This is a genomic window from Cyanobium sp. Morenito 9A2 (genome assembly GCF_024345575.1).
In the GTDB taxonomy this organism is placed as follows: domain Bacteria; phylum Cyanobacteriota; class Cyanobacteriia; order PCC-6307; family Cyanobiaceae; genus ATX-6F1.
In genome coordinates this window covers 155,766-172,444 of the sequence record NZ_JAGQBJ010000001.1, presented here as the reverse complement: position 1 = coordinate 172,444, position 16,679 = coordinate 155,766, and the positions used below count along the sequence as shown (strand labels likewise).

Below are 16,679 nucleotides of genomic sequence, written 5' to 3'. Positions count from 1 at the left end.
CCACGGTCGCTCAGGGGCCCTGCGGGGGAACCCCTTCGGGCTGGGGAGCTACTTGGCTGGGGCAGGCGCGGCGCCAGGCGCCTTGCCACCGGATTGCTGCTTGATCACGTCCTGAACCTTTTTGACGACATCAGCAGGAACCTCCTTGGGACAGATCTCCACGGCGCCGATCACGGCGGAGTTGGTGGAGCCCTTGCGCAGCTCGTCGATGGACAGGGGCTTGGCCCCTACCTGCTGGATCACTCCACCGTGCTGGCCCATGAGCACCTGGGCGATGGTTTCACCGGCGATCGCCACGGCCTTGTCGAATTCGACACCTCCTGCCCGGGCGATGCAGACATTGATGGACGCCAGACGGGAATAAAGGGTCATGTCAGCGTCCGTCGCCGGCGCCGCCAGGGCAGAGGTGGGCAGCAGGACGATGGGGAGAAGCAGCAGCGGCGCCACCAGCAGGGGGCAGCTCCAGCGGAAGAAGGTGCGCAAGCTCGACAGACGCAAATCACAGCCATGGTGAACCACCGCCTCCCCGTTGTCCGTGCCCTGGGACGCCACGCTGGTCGTTCTTTGGTGGGGACGGATCAGAGCAGCGGGACTCCCGCCGCTTCCAGTCGGATCTCGTGGTGCATTTCACTGACCTCAAGATCCCCCTGGCGCCATGTGTAGATCGATCGCGCGCGGAAGCGGTCCTGGTCCACCAGCCGGATGTGCTCAAGAACACTCAGCTCCCCCTGGTGGGTCGCGAAGCTGAGCTGGTGCTCATCCACCTGCCGGATCCTGGTGCAGACCGGGGTGTTCGCCAAGAAACTGCTCGTCCGCTGCAGCTGATGCCCGCAGAGGGAGGCCTCCATGCTTCCCGCTCGGGGCATGTCGGGCTTGTGGGTGAAGAAGTCGTAGCCCTGCTCGGTCCACCAGCTCATGCGATAGCGCGCCTCCCCTTCGTTCGCCTCGGCGAAGCGCTCCACCCGCAGCAGCATGTCCAGCTGCAGCGGCGCCTCGTCGGCAAAGAAATAGAGGCGCCGTGATCGCCAGAGCCCGAGGTTGCGCTCGAACCAACGGCGCAGGCCGTTGTCGAGCTGAAAACGGGGCGGTCCCGTCCCATCGACGGAAAGGGTCATGGGAGGCCCTCGAGCCGACGTTGGTCACAGTGGTCATAGCCACCGATGGCCAAGCATCTGAGAACCCATAGGGTGGTCTTCACATTCCACCTGCGCCCACGTGCCTGCAGCGGGGGATCCCGACGCCATTTCAACGCTGCGTGAGCCGCGGCCACCCCAGCGACAGGTCCTGAAGCTGCTGCTGGTGGCCGCGCCCCAGCATCTGGCCACCCCCGATGTGCGCGGCCTGCTCAACCTGCTCGAAAACGAGGACTGCGGCTTCGAGGTCGATCTCGACATTGCCCATCCCGCCAAGCGCCCGGAGCTGCTTGAGCAATACCGCCTCGTGGCCACCCCGGCCGTGGTGAAACTGGAGCCCAGCCCCCGCCAGGTGTTCGCCGGCAACACCTTGCTGCAGCAGGTGCGGGGCTGGTTGCCCCGTTGGCAGCAACGGGAGGTGGTGAGCGGCCTGGGCATGAGCCTGCGGCCAGCCGAGTTGGATGGCAGCCGCAGCAAACGGGAACTCCAGCTCGAAGATCAGCTGCTCGTGCTGCGTCAGGAGAACGAAACCCTGATCGAGCGCCTGCATGTGCAGGACCGCCAGTTGCGCATGGTCGCCCACGAACTGCGCACTCCGCTCACCGTTGCCAAGCTTGCGCTTCAGAGCCTGAACCTGGGCCAGATCAGCAGCGAGCGCTTCCATGACTTGCTGGCCCGGCGCCTGACGGACATCGAGGTGCTCTCCAAGGATCTGCTGGAGGTGGGCACCACACGCTGGGAGGCGCTGTTCAACCCCCAGCGTCTGGCCCTGGGCCCTGTGGCGGCCGAAGCCATCCTCGAGCTCGACAAACATTGGCTGGGGCGGGATCTGGAATTGATCACCGACATCCCCCTCGAACTGCCCGACATCTACGCCGACCAGCGACGCATGCGACAGGTGCTGCTGAACCTGCTTGAGAACGCCTTCAAGTTCACGCCCGAGGGTGGTCGGGTGCGGCTCTCCATGGGTCAGGCCCGTGGGCCCTGGCTGCAGGTGAGCCTCTGTGACAGCGGTCCAGGGGTACCCAGGGAGGAGCAGCAGCGGATCTTCCTGGACCGGGTGCGCCTGCCCCAGACCTCCAGCACGACGCCGGGTTACGGGGTCGGTCTGTCGGTGTGCCGGCGCATCACCGAGGTCCATGGTGGCCGCATCTGGGTGGTCTCTGAAGTCGGTCAAGGGGCCTGTTTCCACTTCACCGTGCCGGTCTGGAGCGGCCAGGGGAGCGTGGCTGAGCCCGGCCCCGGTGGGGCGGGCCCAGCCAGGGGCGACAGGGAAGACCCCGCCTTGACGAAGGGCCTCTCGGCCCCGTAGTTTCCATCCATCGGAGCGCACTCCCATTTGTGCGGTTCGTGGCCTCGCCCCCATCGTCTAGAGGCCTAGGACACCTCCCTTTCACGGAGGCGACAGGGGTTCGAATCCCCTTGGGGGTATTCATTCAGACGCCTTGATTCACGTCTAAAGGTAAAATGATTCACAATTCATTCAGGCGTTGAATGAACCTCTGAATCGAGAGATTGTTAATCCACTGCTTTTACGTCACGAGCTGTTCCCTGGAGCTTACGGAACTGAGCCTTCATGGATTCGCCCTGCGAAGGGCCTCCTGCTGCACGGCGCGCAGATTGGCGGCCAGGTCGTCCCGAAGCCGTTTTTCAATGATGCCAATCGGCATTCCAGGTCGCCCCTGCACCGTCAATTCGTAGAAAAGGCGGGTGGCGGAAGCATCGCGATCGATCCGCCAGATGCCTTCAAAACGCCTGAAATCGCCGCAGGTCATACGGAAACACAGGCGTCCGCTGCTTGGTTCCTCGGTGAGTTCGAGCTCCACCCGGGCACTGAAGCTGAGGCCACAGAACTGCTGCGACCCCACCTGCTCGAGGGCCACCACGGCGCCCTTACGCCACAACTGGCGGCTGGAGGCCAGGTTGGGGATGAAGCGGCTGAGGTTGTTGTAGTCCGTGAGCACTGACCAGAGCAGCTCGGGATCGAGGCTCAGGCGCAGCAGGACGGCCAGCCGCCTGGTGCCCTGGGGCAGCCGCTCCATTTCCTGCTGGATGGTGTCCAGGGGGCAAATGTCGCTGTCGATCTGCTGAAGCGGCGTGTCAGGGAGTGAGTTCACATCGCGCTAGAACAAAATCGGAAGCTGCGCCAAGTGGGGTTCTGCGGGGCGGGCGAGTTCAAGCGGCCAACCTAGCCCTGATGGGTCGAAAAAGTGCGCCTCTGCGCATCCGGTTGACCCTGGGTGAGCCCGTGAAACTCCAGTGGGGAGGTGTTCCCTATGATCGCCCCCAACCATCCTGAGGCTCCACCTCCATGCGCGTTACGACCGCCTCCCCCAGCCTGGGAGATCCCCGCATGTTCACGGTGGTGGTGCGCGGTTACGGCGCCGGTAGCCAGCGCCAGGCCGATCGCCCCATCAAGGTGCCCTTCAGCCGGCTGCAGACGTTGGTTCAATCCATCGCCCGGCTGGGAGGCCAGATTCTCTCGGTCAGTGCCGCTGGTGACTCCCCCGTTGGCGTGGCGTCCCCGGAGGAATCTTCAGGGACCGCCACGACGACGAGCCCTGCCCCCTCGAATCCCGCCCCCGTGAGTACTCCCCCCGACCACGAAGTCGTTCCCGTCAACCTCTACAAGCCCAAGGATCCCTACGTGGGCACGGTGCTGGGGAACCATTCCCTGCTGGTCGATGGGGCGATCGGCCGGGTCAACCACATCACCTTTGACCTCTCCGAAGGCAACCTCCACTATGTGGAAGGTCAGAGCATCGGCATCATTCCCGATGGTGAGGATGCCAAGGGCAAGCCCCACAAGCTGCGTCTTTATTCCATCGCCAGCACCCGCCACGGGGACAACCTTGAGGACAAGACTGTCTCTCTGTGCGTGCGCCAGCTTCAATACGAGAAGGACGGCGAAACCATCAACGGTGTCTGCTCCACGTTCCTGTGCGACATCGAACCCGGCGCCAAGGTCAGGATCACCGGCCCTGTGGGCAAGGAGATGCTTCTCCCCTCCGATGAAGAAGCCAACGTGATCATGCTGGCCACCGGCACAGGCATCGCCCCGATGCGTGCCTACCTGCGCCGCATGTTTGATCCCGGCGAGCGGTCCAAGAACCCCGGTTACCAGTTCCGTGGCAAGGCCTGGTTGATCATGGGCGTTCCCACCACGGCCAACCTGCTCTACGAAGACGATTTCCAGAGTTACCTGGCCGAATTCCCTGAGAACTTCCGCTACACCAAAGCGATCAGCCGTGAACAGAAGAACCCCGGCGGTGGTCGCATGTACATCCAGGACCGGGTGGCCGAGAACGGCGAGGAGATCTTCGGCTGGATCGAAGACCCCAGAACCCACGTCTACATGTGCGGCCTGCGGGGCATGGAGCCCGGCATTGATGAGGCGATGACCACGGCGGCAGCGGCTAAGGGCCTCAACTGGGCGGAGTTGCGTCCCCAGCTCAAAAAGGCCGAGCGCTGGCACGTGGAGACCTACTGAGGTCGTCCTGAGCTCGGCAGCTTCAGCCCGCCTTTGGCGGGCTTTTTCATGGCTTTGGCGGCCTCGCCGCAGGGTGGCGGTCGGCTCCAGGGCGGCGCTGGCGTTTGGCGGATTCCACACAAAGGCGGATTTGGGCCCTGGTCGGCGGTGTGAGCCGGCTTGTCGTGGTTAAACCAGGGGCACGCTTCCAGCGATCCCGCGCCCATGACCGTCAGCCACACGAATCCCTTGCGGGTCGGCCTGCGCCAGGAGCGCGTGATCGCTCCCCAGTGCCTTGTGATCTTCGGGGCCAGTGGTGACCTCACCCACCGCAAGCTGATCCCGGCGCTCTTCGAGCTGTTCCGCCAGCGGCGGCTGCCCAGCGAGTTCGCCATCCTCGGGTGTGCCCGGCGCCCCTGGAGCGATGAGGAGTTCCGTCGGCGCATGGCCGAGGCTCTCGCCGATGAGATTGAGCAGCACCAGAGCGCCTGGGCCCAGTTCGAAGGCTGCCTGTTCTACGAACCGGTCGATCTGGAGCAGCCGGCCGATGTGGTGCGGCTCGGCACCCGCCTGGAGGTCATCGACCGCCAGCGCGCCACCCGAGGCAACCGCACCTTTTATCTCTCGGTGTCGCCGGCCTTCTACGGCAGCGGTTGCCGCTCCCTGGCGGCCGCCGGCCTGCTCAAGGACCCCACCCGCAGCCGGGTCGTGATCGAAAAGCCCTTTGGCCGCGACTACGGCAGCGCCCAGCAACTCAACCGGGTGGTGCAGGCCGCCGGCCAGGAGAACCAGGTCTTCCGCATCGACCACTACCTGGGCAAGGAAACGGTCCAGAACATCCTGGTGCTGCGCTTCGCTAACACGATCTTCGAGCCGATCTGGAACCGCAATTTCATTGCCAACGTCCAGATCACCGCGGCTGAAACCGTGGGGGTGGAGGAGCGGGCCGGGTACTACGAGGATTCCGGCGCCCTGCGGGACATGGTGCAGAACCACCTCACCCAGATGCTCGCCCTCACCACCATGGAAGCCCCGGGACGCTTTGACCCCGAGGCGATCCGCAACGAGAAAGCGAAGGTGCTGCAGGCCGCCCGCCTGGCGAATGAGGAGGAACCCTGGAAGTGCTGCGTGCGCGCCCAGTACGGCCGCGGCGGCAGCGCCGTGAACCCCGTGGTCGGGTACCGGGAGGAACCGGGCGTGAATCCCCAGAGCACCACGGAAACCTATGTGGCCATGAAGCTCTTCATCGACAACTGGCGCTGGCAGGGGGTCCCCTTCTATCTGCGCACGGGCAAGCGGCTGCCGAAACGGACGAGCGAAGTGGTCCTCACCTTCCGCGAGGCACCCGTGCACCTGTTCGATGCCGCCGGAGGCAGTCCGACGGCCAACCAGTTGATCCTGCGCATTCAGCCCGATGAAGGGGCGGAGTTCCTCTTCGAAGTCAAGGCGCCGGGTTCGGGCATGCGCAGCCGCCCGGTCGACATGCAGTTTTCCTACGACGAATCCTTTGGGGAGCCCTCCGATGAGGGCTATGTGCGCCTGTTGGCGGACGCGATGCTGGGGGATCCCACCCTGTTCACCCGCGGCGATGAGGTGGAGGCGGCCTGGCGCCTCTACACCCCACTGCTGGAGCTGATCGAGGACAACCCGGCCCTGCTGCCGATCCACACCTATGAGGCCGGCACCTGGGGGCCCGGCGCCGCCGACAACCTGCTCGCCGACGACGGCCTGATGTGGCGTCGCCCCTAGGGACGGGCGCCTGAGCACCAGCCCCTAGCCCCTGATCCCGCCCGACCGGCTCTGCCGCCCTTCGCTTTCTTCCGCCATGGCCCCCCAGCTCACCCTCCAGGCTCCGCTTGAACTGCCGCCGCAGGATGTGCCCAGCTACCTCGACAGCCTCTGGAGCAAGGAGCTGGCCGAGGCCGGTGGAGGGGCCGTCACCTTCACCCTGGTGGTCTGGGAACCCTCCTGGCTGGAGCAGCAACTGATTCGCATCGGGCGACTGGATGGCCCGATCAGCGGCCTGCTCAGCGACGAGGTCCTGGAGGCCGCCCGGGCCGCCGTGGGGGCGTGTGGTCTGCCTCCCTTCACCGCCCCCTCCGCCCCGGAACTCACCTGGGCCCTGGGCTCCCTGCCCGGCCACCACTCCACGGAGGATCTGCGCGGGCAGTTCGTGGACCGTGCGATCAGTGCCCACCAGCCCCGGCGCCTGATCACCCTGGCCCCCACCCTGGCGGCCGATGCCCCTCTGGAGACCCTGGTGGCGGCCTACTGCCCCCTGCCGGAAGAGCAACACGGCAGCCGAGGTGAGGCCTGCGGCGATGTGCTGGTGCTGCGCGGCGGCATGGGGGCGGTGGGCAAGGGGCTGGCCATGCTTCAGCCCCTGATCCCCGACGACCTGCCCTGCTGGGTGTGGTGGAACGGCTCCCTCGATGAATCGCCGGAGCTGCTGGAGGGGTTGGCCACCCCCCCCCGGCGCCTGGTGGTGGACAGTTCGATCGGAACCCCCCGCCGCTGCCTCGATCTGTTGGTGGAGCGGATCGAGACCGGCCAGTCGGTCAACGATCTCAACTGGCTACGGCTGCGCAGCTGGCGGGAATCCCTGGCGATGGTGTTCGATCCCCCGAGCCGTCAGGGGGCGCTCAGCCGGGTGGTCCAACTGGACATCGACGTGGAGGGCAACCACCCGGTCAAGGGGCTGCTGCTGGCGGCCTGGATCGCCGACCGGCTCGGCTGGCATTTCCAGAGCAGCTACTTGATCCCCACGGGGAACCCGGAGGGCGATGGTGTCGGCGCCGAGTTCCAGCGCACCGATGGCGACAGCGTGCAGCTGCGGATGATGCCCGTGCCGGTGGGGGCGCCCAAGGCCCATCCCGGAGCCCTGGTGGGACTGCGTTTGATCTGCGCCCCTGAAGGCCAGCCGCCCCTGTGCGTGATCCTCTGCTCCGAATCGGGGGGGTGCATGCGCCTGGAGTCCGGCGGGGTGGCGACGATGCAGCTGGTGGAGGAGCTGGTGCCCCTGCCGAACGAGAGCGAGGAGATGGAGATGGCGCGGTTGCTCGGGGGCGGCCACGACACCACCAACCCGCTGCTGGCGGCGGCGGCGCCTCTGGCTGCCAAGCTGCTGCCGCAGTGAGGGCTTGCTGAGCCGCGGCCATGGCCTGTCTGATCGCGGCTCCCACCAGCGGTAGCGGCAAGACCCTCCTCAGCCTGGCCCTGGCGGCCCTGGCCCGCCGCCGTGGCCAATCGATTCAGACCTTCAAGGTGGGCCCTGACTTCCTGGACCCCCAGCTGCTCGCCCGGGTGAGTGGCCGCAGCTGCCGCAACCTTGACCCCCTGCTCTGCGGCGAGGCCTGGGTGCACCGATGCTTCGAGGGCTATGGCAGCCAGGCCGAGCTGGCCCTGGTGGAGGGGGTGATGGGGCTGTTCGATGGCCGCGGCCCCAGCAGCGCCGGCAGCTCCGCCGCCGTGGCCGTGCAGCTGCAGCTGCCCGTGGTGCTGGTGGTGGAGGCCAGCCGCCAGGCGGGTTCGGTGGCGGCGCTGGTGCGCGGCTTCCGTGACCACGACCCGGCCGTGGCCATGGCGGGGGTGGTCCTCAACGGGGTCAGCACCCCGCGGCACCAGGCACTGCTGGCGGAAGCGCTCGCTTCCATCGCCGTCCCCCTGCTGGGGGTGCTGCCCCGCCACGAATCCCTCTGCCTGCCCTCACGCCACCTGGGGCTGCTGCCCGCCCACGAGCTCTTGGATCTGGACGAACGCCTGGAGGGCTGGGCCGCCCTCGCGGAACAGCACCTGGATCTGGAGCGGCTCTGGCCCCTGCTGGAGGCACCGCCGCCCCCGGCCGCCGGCACGGTCGATCCCATTCGCTGGTGCCTGCAACCGGGGCGTCACGATTTGGAGTCGCAGGCGGCCTCTGCCACAGATCCAGCCCCTGAAGCGCCCCATGGGCGCGCGCCGGTGCCGGTGGCGATGGCCAGTGACGGGGCCTTCCACTTCCGTTACCCGGAGGCGCTTGAGTTGCTGGAGGCGGTGGGGCTCCAGGTGCGGCTCTGGAGCCCCCTGGCGGATGAGCCCCTGCCCAGCGGCACCCAGGCCTTGATCCTGCCCGGGGGCTATCCGGAGCTGCACGCCGCCGAGCTCGCCGCCTGCCGCCGCAGCCTGGGAGCGCTCAGGGCCGCCGCCGCTGCTGGGCTGCCGATCTATGCCGAATGCGGTGGCCTGCTGCTGCTGGGCTCCCACCTGGAGGATCCAGTGGGAGCCGGCCACGCCATGGCCGGGGTGCTGCCCTTCAGGGCCCGCCGGGGGCCCCTCGATCTGGGCTACCGCGAGGCCAGCGCTCGCGGCGATGGTCTCCTGGTGCGGCGCGGCGAACGCCTCCGCGGCCACGAGTTTCACCGTTGGGAGTTGCGGGACGCCGGGGGCGCTCCGCTGGCTGCGCCGGGGGGGCAGGCTGGAGCGGGGGAAACGGCCCTGAAGCCCCTCTGGGAACTGGAGGGCTGGGGCTCCCCCCGCCGCCTCGAGGGTTGGGGCACGCCCCGGCTGCACGCCAGTTGGCTGCACCTCCACTGGGCCGGCTGCCCGGCGCTTCCCGCCCGGCTGGCAGCCGCCGCCCGCGCTCAGCAGTCGATGCCCAGCTCCGGAAGGCGGTGGGCGAGGCTGTAGCTCTCGGTAATCACCGGATCACTGACTCCCAGTTGACGGCGCCATGCGTGCACGGGGCGATCCCAGCCCTCCTCCCAGCGCTGGGCGCACAGGGGCGCGGCGCTCAGGCCCATGGCCGAGCCCCGGGCGATCGCGTGGTTCACCAGCTCCAGGCGTTCGGGGTGGAAGCGGACGCTGGCGAAGCCGGCGGCGATGTTGAGCACCACGAAAGCGGGGTAACCGATCTGGGTGGCGGTGATCGCCAGCACGCCGTTTTCCCCCTCCCCGAGGGGCCCGAAGCCACTGATCACATGGTGTACATCGTGGGTGGTAGCGATGCGCTGGGTGAGCCAGCCGGCTTCGCTGTCGACCGGCCTGGGCCGGGCGAAATCCGGGTCATAACCCAGGGCCTTGATCACCAGGGCGTAGGTGTGCCCCAGGCTGCCGGCGGGCAACTCCAGCAGGACATCCAGGTTGGGCACCACCGGCACCGGTCGCTCCGCCAGCAGTTCAGCGCCTCCTGGCAGGAGGCGAAAGCGCTCGACGCTGAGCGCCATCGCCTCGCTGTCGAGAAAGTTGTCGACCAGGTCGGCGATGCTGTCGAGGGCGCCGCCACTGCGGCTGATCGCCCCGAGGATCTGGGCGCTGCGGGCGGCCCTGAGCACTTCCTTCAGCCGGGCCATGGGGGCGTTGGGTTGGAATAGGGGCACTGAAGCATCCCCCCATGATCGATCCGAAGCTCTGGGGCGAACTGTTCGTCTACGGCGCCGGCATCAGCTTCAGCCCGATTCACATCGGTCTGCTGCTGCTGCTGCTGCTGGGCCCCAGGCCCCTGCAGCGGGGGGGATGGTTCGTGATGGGCTGGATCGTGACCATCGCCCTGCTCACCGCCGCGCTGCTCACCGTCGGCCATGGGCTGCTGCTGAGCATGGACAAGGGCACGGATCACCGCACGGGCCTCGACCTGCTGGCCGCCGGTGCCCTGCTGGCCCTGGGGCTTAACGAACTGCTGCATCGCCGTGAGGAGGGCGATGGGCCGCCGGGCTGGACGCGCACCCTTGACCGGCTGGTGGGCCTACCCCTGCCGCTGCTGATCGGGGCGGCGGCCGCCATCGAAGTGGTCAGTCCCGATGATCTGTTTTTGGCGGCCAAGGCCGCCGGCAGCCTGCTGGCGGCGGGTCTGAGCCGCGGCCAGGAGTGGTTGGCCACGGGGGTGTTCACCTTCTCGGCCAGCCTGTTGCTGCTGTTGCCCCTGGCCCTGGTGGTGGTGGGGCGGGACGGCGTGCTGCCGCTGTTGCAGCGGGCCAAGGACACGCTCTATGCCCGCGGCGATCTGGTGGTGGGGGGCCTGAGCCTGGTGCTGGCGGGCTACCTGGGCTGGCAGGGGATCGAGGGCTTGCGGCTGAGCTAGTCCTCCAGCCAGCGCTGCCAGCGCTCCCGCTCCGCCGGCGACCCGCTGGCCCCCATCAACGTCACCCCCCGGCGGGCACGGCTGACGGCCACGTAGACGAGCTGGCGGCGCAGCACCGGATCGGCGGGCCAGAACACATCACGCTCCACGAACACCTCCCCAAAGCTGCTGCCCTGGCTGCGGTGCACGGTGAGCACAGCCGCCGGACCCAGGGAGGCGAAGGCATCGCGCACCAGAAAGAAACGGCGCCACAGGCCCCTCCCGTCCTGTGGGCCCGCCTCCCGCGCCTGGCTGCGCAGGCGGTTCAGCACCGCCTCCAGCTGGGCCCGGGCCCAGCTGCCCAGGGGGGGCAGGAGCCTCAGACCCAGCTGGGTTTCTCCCGACTCCACCTGGACCACGAGCGTCTCGATCACGGGCGCCCCCCCATCGAGGCCCAGATCACGCCCCACCCCGAACTCGGCCAGGTCGCAGCGCTCAGGGGTCACATCCCGCACCACCAGCTCCCGGTTGGAGCCCAGCACCAGATCCGGTTCCTCGCCCCCCTCCGCTCCCTCGCGGCAGGCGGGGGCCATCACCGCCGAGCGCGTGATCAGCACCTCCCCGGGCAGCACCGGCAGCTGGTCGGCCATCTCCCCGTGGATGGCGCGCCGCGCCAGGGGCACAAGCGCCTCCAGCGAGCGATTGGTGTAGCAAAGTATCCTGGCGTGATCCGGTTCGTCCAGGTCGGCGCCAACCCGCAGGGCCGCCTGGGCCGCCTGGAGCCAGTCACCCTTGCTGAGCACGGCCACCAGACCTTCGGGGCGGAGCAGCGCCGGCCCCAACGGGGGCAGCTGGCAGGGCAGCTGCCCCCGGCGCAGGCCGTCGGCCAGCCGCAGCACCGGCCCCTGGTGACGCACCACTTCCTGCAACTCGCAGCCGGCCCGGCGGCTGAGAGCGAACACGGGGCTGCTGGCCTCCCCCACGGGGGGCAACTGGGCTGGATCGCCCACGAACACCAGCTTGGTCTGGAAGGGGTGGGCGCAGCGCAGGGTGATCTCCAGCAGCGAGCTGTCCACCATCGAGGCCTCATCAACCAGCACCAGCCCCAGGTGCTCCAGGGCCCCGGCGGTCTGCTCGGTCTCCTCGCAGCGCTCCCGGTCCCGTTCGCGCTTGAGCTTGAGCCGCAACAGCCGGTGGATCGTCGACGGGAACCAGGTGGGTCGCAGGCCGGCCCGCTCCAGCTGCTCCTTCACCACTCCGACGGCCTTGTGGGTGGGCGCGACCACGGTCCAGCAGAGCCCGGCGGCCTCCGCCTGGGCCAGAAAGGCGATCGAGAGGAAGGTCTTGCCGGTGCCGGCGGCGCCACTGAGCACGAAGGGCGAGCCATCGGCCGGGGCAGCCAACCAGAGGGCGAAAGCCTCCGCCGCCGCCCGCTGGCCGCTGGTCAGGGGGCCCAGAGGGAGAACGCCCCCGCCGGAGTTCAGGCCAGGGGCAGCCAACCCAACCCCTGGGCGATCCGCAGGGGGGTGCCCACCAGGGCCAGTCCCGTGAGGGCGATCGCCGGGCCCAGCAGGCTGCCCGCGAGCACTTCAAAACGTGTGTGGCCCAGGTTTTCCTTGAGGGGCTTGAAGATCGGCTCGGGTGGGTTCGCCCGCTCCAGGGGGTCCAGGCCGCCCACGGGCCGAACCTCCCAAAGACCATCGGGCAGATCGTTGACGCGGGCGGCGATCTGCCCGGCGGCCCGGCGCACGCCGCTGGCGTCGTAGAGCACGATGAAGGCGAGGGTGGACGCCAGGGCGAAGAGGGGATCGCCCCAGCCCAGCTCCCAGCCGATGCCGGCGGCGGCGCCGGTGATCAGGGCCGCATGACTCGAGGGCATGCCGCCGGTTTCGATCAGCACCGCTGGCCTCCAGCGCCGGTGCATCACCAGCTCAATCAGCAACTTGGAGAGCTGGGCCAGGCCGCAGGCGATGAGCGCCCAGACCAGCACGCCGTTGTCGAGCAGGGCGATCATCGATCGCGGCTCGTGATGTAATCGGCCAGGGCGAGCAGGGGGTGCGCACGTTCCAGCCAGGGCTCCAGGGCGGTTTTGGCTTCCTCAACCAGCGCCTCGGCCCGCTGACGGGATTCCTCCAGGCCGAGCAACTTGGGATAAGTGGTCTTGTCGGCGGTCAGATCCTTGCCGGCGGTTTTGCCGAGCACCTCGCTGCTGGCAGTCACATCCAGGATGTCGTCGATGATCTGGAAGGCCAGGCCAATGCCGCGAGCGTAGCGGCGCAGGGCCGTGAGCAGCTCCTCGGAGGCGCCGGCGATCAGGGCGCCGCTGAGCACGCAGGCCTGCAGCAGGGCGCCGGTTTTGTGCAGGTGGATGTATTCGAGGGTCTCCAGATCCACCTGCTTGCCCTCGCTCTCCAGATCCACCACCTGGCCCCCCACCAGCCCCGGAGCGCCGGAGGCGAGCGACAGCTCGCCCACCACCGCCAGCAGCCGCTCGGCGGGGACCCCCGGGCTGCGCAGGGCCACCATCTCGAAGGCCCGCGTGAGCAGGGCATCGCCGGCCAGGATCGCGTTGGCTTCGCCGAACACCTTGTGGTTGGTGAGCCTGCCCCGGCGCAGGTCGTCGTTGTCCATGGCCGGCAGGTCGTCATGGATCAACGACATGGTGTGGACCATCTCCAGGCCCACCGCCGTGGGCAGGGCCAGGTCGCTGTCACCACCGGCCAGTTCGCAGGCCGCCAGGCACAGGATGGGCCGCAGGCGCTTGCCGCCCGCCAGCAGTGAATAACGCATCGCCTCCCGCAGCGATTCAGGCCGTTCCGGGCCGAGGGAGACGTCGAGGGCCGCTTCGACGCGCAGGCGGGCGGCCTCCAGGTAGGCGGCGAATTCGAAGCTCGTGCTCACCGCCACGGTCATGGGTCCCTGCGCGCTGGGGCGGATTCTCTCAGGCGGGGCGGCACTCAGTCCTCAGGGCACCAGATCCGCCAACGGATTGTCAAGTCCGTGGCGGCGGCCCCAGGCCACCACCGTGTTCACCAGCAACATCGTCACGGTCATCGGGCCAACGCCACCGGGCACCGGGGTGATGGCCGCGGCAAAGGGTTCCACCTCCCCATAGCGCACATCGCCGCAGAGCCGGCCCCTGGCACCGGGCCCCGCCGCAGGATCAGGGGGCAGCCGGTGGATGCCCACATCCACCACCACCGCGCCGGGTTTCACGTGCTCGGCGCCGATCAGCAAGGGCCTGCCAGCCGCCACCACCAGCACGTCCGCCTGCCGCGTGAGCTCGGCCAGATCCCGTGTGCGCGAGTGGGCGATGCTCACGGTGGCGTCGGCCGCCTGGAGCATCAGGGCCATGGGCTGCCCCACCAGGAGGCTGCGGCCCACCACCACCGCGCGGGCACCGGCGAGCGGGATCCCAGCCTCTCGCAACAGCGCCATCACCCCAGCCGGGGTGCAGCTGCGGGGTCCGTTCTCCCCCTTGGCCAGACGCCCCAGGTTGAGCGTGTGCAGACCGTCCGCGTCCTTTTCCGGATCGATCAAGCCCAACAGGGGACCTTCCTCCAGACCCTTCGGCAGGGGCAGCTGCAGCAGGATGCCGTCCACGCTTGGATCGGCGTTGAGCCGGGCGATCACCGCCGCCACCTCCGCCGCTGGCGTGCCCGAGGCCAGATGGGCGCCCTGGCTGGTGATGCCCACCCGTGCGCAGGCCTTCTCCTTGTGGGCCACATAGACACCGCTGGCGGGGTCGTCCCCCACCCGCAGCACCGCCAGACCGGGGGGCCGCCCGGCCTGCTCCAGACCTGCGGCGATCGTCGTTTTCAGCCGTTCTTCCAGTGCCGTCGCCAGTTGGCGACCATCGAGACGCACGGCCATGGGCGGGAGGGAAGGGGCGTTGATCCCCAGCATGGAACGCGAGGCCAGCCGCCAGGGCTAGCTTTGATCCTTCTCCGGCCGTGCCCGTGCTCCGCTTGGGTCGCCTCCACCAGCTCTGGCGCCAGCTCCTGCGGCAGGAAACCCCCCGCCAGGCCCTGGCCAGCTGGCGGCACCAGGACCTGGCGGCCGTTGCTTTGGTCTGCGCTCTGGTGGCCGTGCTCTCCAGCTGGCCCTGGCTGGTGGCGCCCAATCTGCGGCCCGGCATGATCGCCCCATCGAACAACTGGGCCCCCAAGTCCGCCACGGTGGTGGACAGTGAGGCGCTCGATCAGCGCCGTGCCCAGCTCGGCAGCCGCACCCACGTTCAAGTGGTGGACCGCGGGCAGTCCCTCGCCTTGCAGCAACGGCTTGAGCGGCAGCTCAAGGAGCTCGAACGCCTGGCTCCCGCCACTGAAGGCAGGCTCGCCCCGATCGAGCTCACCCCCCAGGAGCAGCTCTGGCTCAATGCTCTGCCTGCCGCAGATCGGCGCCGCTGGGAGCAGGCGCTGCACGGAGCCACCGAACGCATGCTGAGCCAGGGGGTGGTGGCCAGCCTCGCCCGTCGCCAGTTGGAGCAGGCAGCCCTGCTGCAACTGGCGCCCCTGGGGGAACCGGCCCGAGGCCTTGGCGCCAAGCTCCTGGCCAACACCCTGCAGGGCGCCTCCAACCTGCGCATCGATGCCGCCCTGAGCCAGCAGCTGATCGAGGAGGCCCTCACCCAGCAGGGTCTGCCGCTGATCCATGTGAAGAAGGGGGATCAGATCACGCGCCGGGGGGAGCCCATCAGCTCCCAGTCGTTCGATGTGCTCGATTACTTCGGTCTGGTGAACCGTCGGCCGCTGCTGCGCGCCTGGCTCGCCCACTTCACCGAAGCCCTTGCGGTCAGTGCCGTGATGGTTCTGATGATCCGGCGCTGGCGGGCGAGTCTTGAGCCGCGTCAGGCCCTGTTGGCCCTGGCGATGCTGCTGGTGGTGCAGGCGCTCAAGCTCTGGCTGGGGGTGGCCGTGAACCCTCTGGTGGTGTTGGTGGCGCCCACCCTGCTGGTGGCCCAGGGTCTGGGCACGGCCTCGGGGTTGGCGTGGCTGGCGGCCGCCAGCCTGCTCTGGCCAGTGCCCTACGGGGGTCTGAGCGAAACACGGCTGCTGATCGCCGCCGTGGTGGCGGCCGCGGCCGCGATCCTGGCCGGCCGCCAGCGCAGCCGGGCGCAGCTGCTGCAATTGGCGGTGCTGCTGCCGGGAGGAGCCCTGATCCTGGAGTGGCTGCTGCTCCAGAGCACCGTGCTCACCGGCCGCAACCTGGGGGTGCCCAACAGTGTGTCGGAGCTGCTGGGTGAGGCGGTGCTGGTGGGGGGGCTGTTGATGGCCGGTCTGCTGGTGGCTCCCCTGGTGGAGAGTTTCTTCGGGTTGTTGACCCGGGCGCGCCTCCTGGAACTGGCCGACCATGAGCTGCCGCTGCTGCGGCGGTTGTCGTGTGAGGCCCCCGGCACCTTCGAGCACACCTTGATGATCTGCGGGCTGGCGGAGGAGGGGGCGCGGGCGATCCACGCCGATGTGGACCTGATTCGCACCGGCGCGCTCTATCACGACGTGGGCAAGATGCACGCCCCCCAGTGGTTCATCGAGAACCAGGCCGATGGCCTCAACCCCCACGAGGCCCTCGACGACCCCTACGCCAGCGCCGCCATTCTCCAGGCCCATGTCGATGAGGGGCTGAAGCTGGCCCGGCGCTACCACCTGCCCCGACCCCTGGCGGACTTCATCCCCGAACACCAGGGCACCTTGAAGATGGGCTACTTCCTGCACCAGGCCAGGGAGCGGGACCCCGACTTCGATGAGAGCCGTTTCCGCTACCGCGGGCCCACCCCCCGCAGCCGTGAGACGGGCATCTTGATGCTCGCCGATGGCTGCGAGGCAGCCCTGCGCTCCCTCCCCCCGGACACCTCCGAGCTCCAGGCCGGCGAGATGGTGCGCCGCATCGTCGATGCCCGCCAGAATGACGGACAGCTGGCCGCCAGCGGCCTCAGCCGCGGTGAGTTGGAGATTCTGATTCGATCCTTTGTAGGGGTCTGGAAGCGCATGCGCCACCGGCGTATTCCCTACCCCATTCCCGCCAAGAAGGCCTTCAGCGCCTGAGC

15 protein-coding genes and 1 tRNA gene are annotated in these 16,679 nt (G+C 68.6%); 8 read left to right on the top strand and 8 right to left on the bottom strand.

All coding sequences use genetic code 11. The features are described from left to right. Nucleotides 1-48: 48 nt before the first annotated feature. The gene (locus KBY88_RS00895) at nucleotides 49-483 is read right to left on the bottom strand and encodes a DUF8650 domain-containing protein (protein ID WP_254938008.1); all 435 of its coding nucleotides are present in this window, start codon (nucleotides 481-483) and stop codon (nucleotides 49-51) included. 95 nt (nucleotides 484-578) lie between these two features. Beyond that, nucleotides 579-1,115: a hypothetical protein gene (locus KBY88_RS00890; RefSeq protein WP_254938007.1), complete on the bottom strand. Its 537-nt coding sequence runs from the start codon at nucleotides 1,113-1,115 to the stop codon at nucleotides 579-581. A 100-nt stretch (nucleotides 1,116-1,215) separates the two neighbouring features. On the opposite strand from KBY88_RS00890, the gene KBY88_RS00885 reads away from it, so the two are divergent. Together KBY88_RS00885 and KBY88_RS00880 are read left to right on the top strand one after the other, a co-directional pair. Continuing rightward, the gene (locus tag KBY88_RS00885; protein WP_254938006.1) at nucleotides 1,216-2,445 is read left to right on the top strand and encodes a histidine kinase; all 1,230 of its coding nucleotides are present in this window, start codon (nucleotides 1,216-1,218) and stop codon (nucleotides 2,443-2,445) included. Between the two features lie 46 nt (nucleotides 2,446-2,491). Continuing rightward, nucleotides 2,492-2,564: transfer RNA gene (locus tag KBY88_RS00880), tRNA-Glu, on the top strand. Between the two features lie 143 nt (nucleotides 2,565-2,707). Here KBY88_RS00880 and KBY88_RS00875 read toward each other — a convergent pair. Next, nucleotides 2,708-3,175, bottom strand: a complete 468-nt coding sequence (locus KBY88_RS00875; protein WP_254938483.1) for an SRPBCC family protein — start codon at nucleotides 3,173-3,175, stop codon at nucleotides 2,708-2,710. 269 nt (nucleotides 3,176-3,444) lie between these two features. Between KBY88_RS00875 and KBY88_RS00870 the strand changes: the two genes are divergently transcribed. The 4 genes from KBY88_RS00870 to KBY88_RS00855 all read left to right on the top strand — a co-directional run bounded on the left by KBY88_RS00870 (nucleotide 3,445) and on the right by KBY88_RS00855 (nucleotide 9,264). Next, entirely contained in the window at nucleotides 3,445-4,623 is a 1,179-nt protein-coding gene (locus KBY88_RS00870; protein WP_254938005.1) for a rod-capping linker protein CpcD domain-containing protein, read from the top strand. Nucleotides 4,624-4,827: 204 nt separating this feature from the next. After that, nucleotides 4,828-6,351: a glucose-6-phosphate dehydrogenase gene (zwf, locus tag KBY88_RS00865; protein WP_254938004.1), complete on the top strand. Its 1,524-nt coding sequence runs from the start codon at nucleotides 4,828-4,830 to the stop codon at nucleotides 6,349-6,351. Between the two features lie 76 nt (nucleotides 6,352-6,427). Continuing rightward, a complete protein-coding gene (locus tag KBY88_RS00860) occupies nucleotides 6,428-7,738 on the top strand; it encodes a glucose-6-phosphate dehydrogenase assembly protein OpcA (protein WP_254938003.1) in 1,311 nt (436 codons plus the stop codon). A gap of 20 nt (nucleotides 7,739-7,758) precedes the next feature. Further along, on the top strand, nucleotides 7,759-9,264 hold the full coding sequence (locus KBY88_RS00855; RefSeq protein ID WP_254938002.1) for a cobyrinic acid a,c-diamide synthase CobB: 1,506 nt from the start codon (nucleotides 7,759-7,761) through the stop codon (nucleotides 9,262-9,264). Here KBY88_RS00855 and KBY88_RS00850 read toward each other — a convergent pair. Next, nucleotides 9,219-9,926 carry a Coq4 family protein gene (locus tag KBY88_RS00850; protein WP_254938001.1) on the bottom strand — a complete coding sequence of 236 codons (708 nt, stop codon included), beginning with the start codon at nucleotides 9,924-9,926 and terminating at the stop codon, nucleotides 9,219-9,221. The two genes, KBY88_RS00855 and KBY88_RS00850, sit on opposite strands and share 46 nt — an antisense overlap. A 41-nt stretch (nucleotides 9,927-9,967) precedes the next feature. On the opposite strand from KBY88_RS00850, the gene KBY88_RS00845 reads away from it, so the two are divergent. Further along, complete coding sequence (locus KBY88_RS00845; RefSeq protein ID WP_254938000.1) at nucleotides 9,968-10,654, top strand: GAP family protein; 687 nt, start codon at nucleotides 9,968-9,970, stop codon at nucleotides 10,652-10,654. Here KBY88_RS00845 and KBY88_RS00840 read toward each other — a convergent pair. The 4 genes from KBY88_RS00840 to folD are packed head-to-tail and all read right to left on the bottom strand — an operon-like array spanning nucleotide 10,651 to nucleotide 14,506. Continuing rightward, a complete protein-coding gene (locus tag KBY88_RS00840; RefSeq protein WP_254937999.1) occupies nucleotides 10,651-12,132 on the bottom strand; it encodes an ATP-dependent DNA helicase in 1,482 nt (493 codons plus the stop codon). The two genes, KBY88_RS00845 and KBY88_RS00840, sit on opposite strands and share 4 nt — an antisense overlap. Further along, entirely contained in the window at nucleotides 12,114-12,647 is a 534-nt protein-coding gene (locus KBY88_RS00835; protein ID WP_254937998.1) for a divergent PAP2 family protein, read from the bottom strand. Before KBY88_RS00835 ends, KBY88_RS00840 begins: the two co-directional genes overlap by 19 nt. Beyond that, nucleotides 12,644-13,546, bottom strand: coding sequence for a geranylgeranyl diphosphate synthase CrtE (gene crtE, locus KBY88_RS00830; RefSeq protein ID WP_254937997.1), 903 nt, complete (start codon nucleotides 13,544-13,546; stop codon nucleotides 12,644-12,646). Before crtE ends, KBY88_RS00835 begins: the two co-directional genes overlap by 4 nt. A 51-nt stretch (nucleotides 13,547-13,597) precedes the next feature. Then, nucleotides 13,598-14,506: a bifunctional methylenetetrahydrofolate dehydrogenase/methenyltetrahydrofolate cyclohydrolase FolD gene (gene folD / locus KBY88_RS00825; RefSeq protein ID WP_254937996.1), complete on the bottom strand. Its 909-nt coding sequence runs from the start codon at nucleotides 14,504-14,506 to the stop codon at nucleotides 13,598-13,600. Nucleotides 14,507-14,586: 80 nt separating this feature from the next. Between folD and KBY88_RS00820 the strand changes: the two genes are divergently transcribed. After that, nucleotides 14,587-16,677, top strand: a complete 2,091-nt coding sequence (locus KBY88_RS00820) for an HDIG domain-containing metalloprotein (protein WP_254937995.1) — start codon at nucleotides 14,587-14,589, stop codon at nucleotides 16,675-16,677. Nucleotides 16,678-16,679 lie beyond the last annotated feature (2 nt).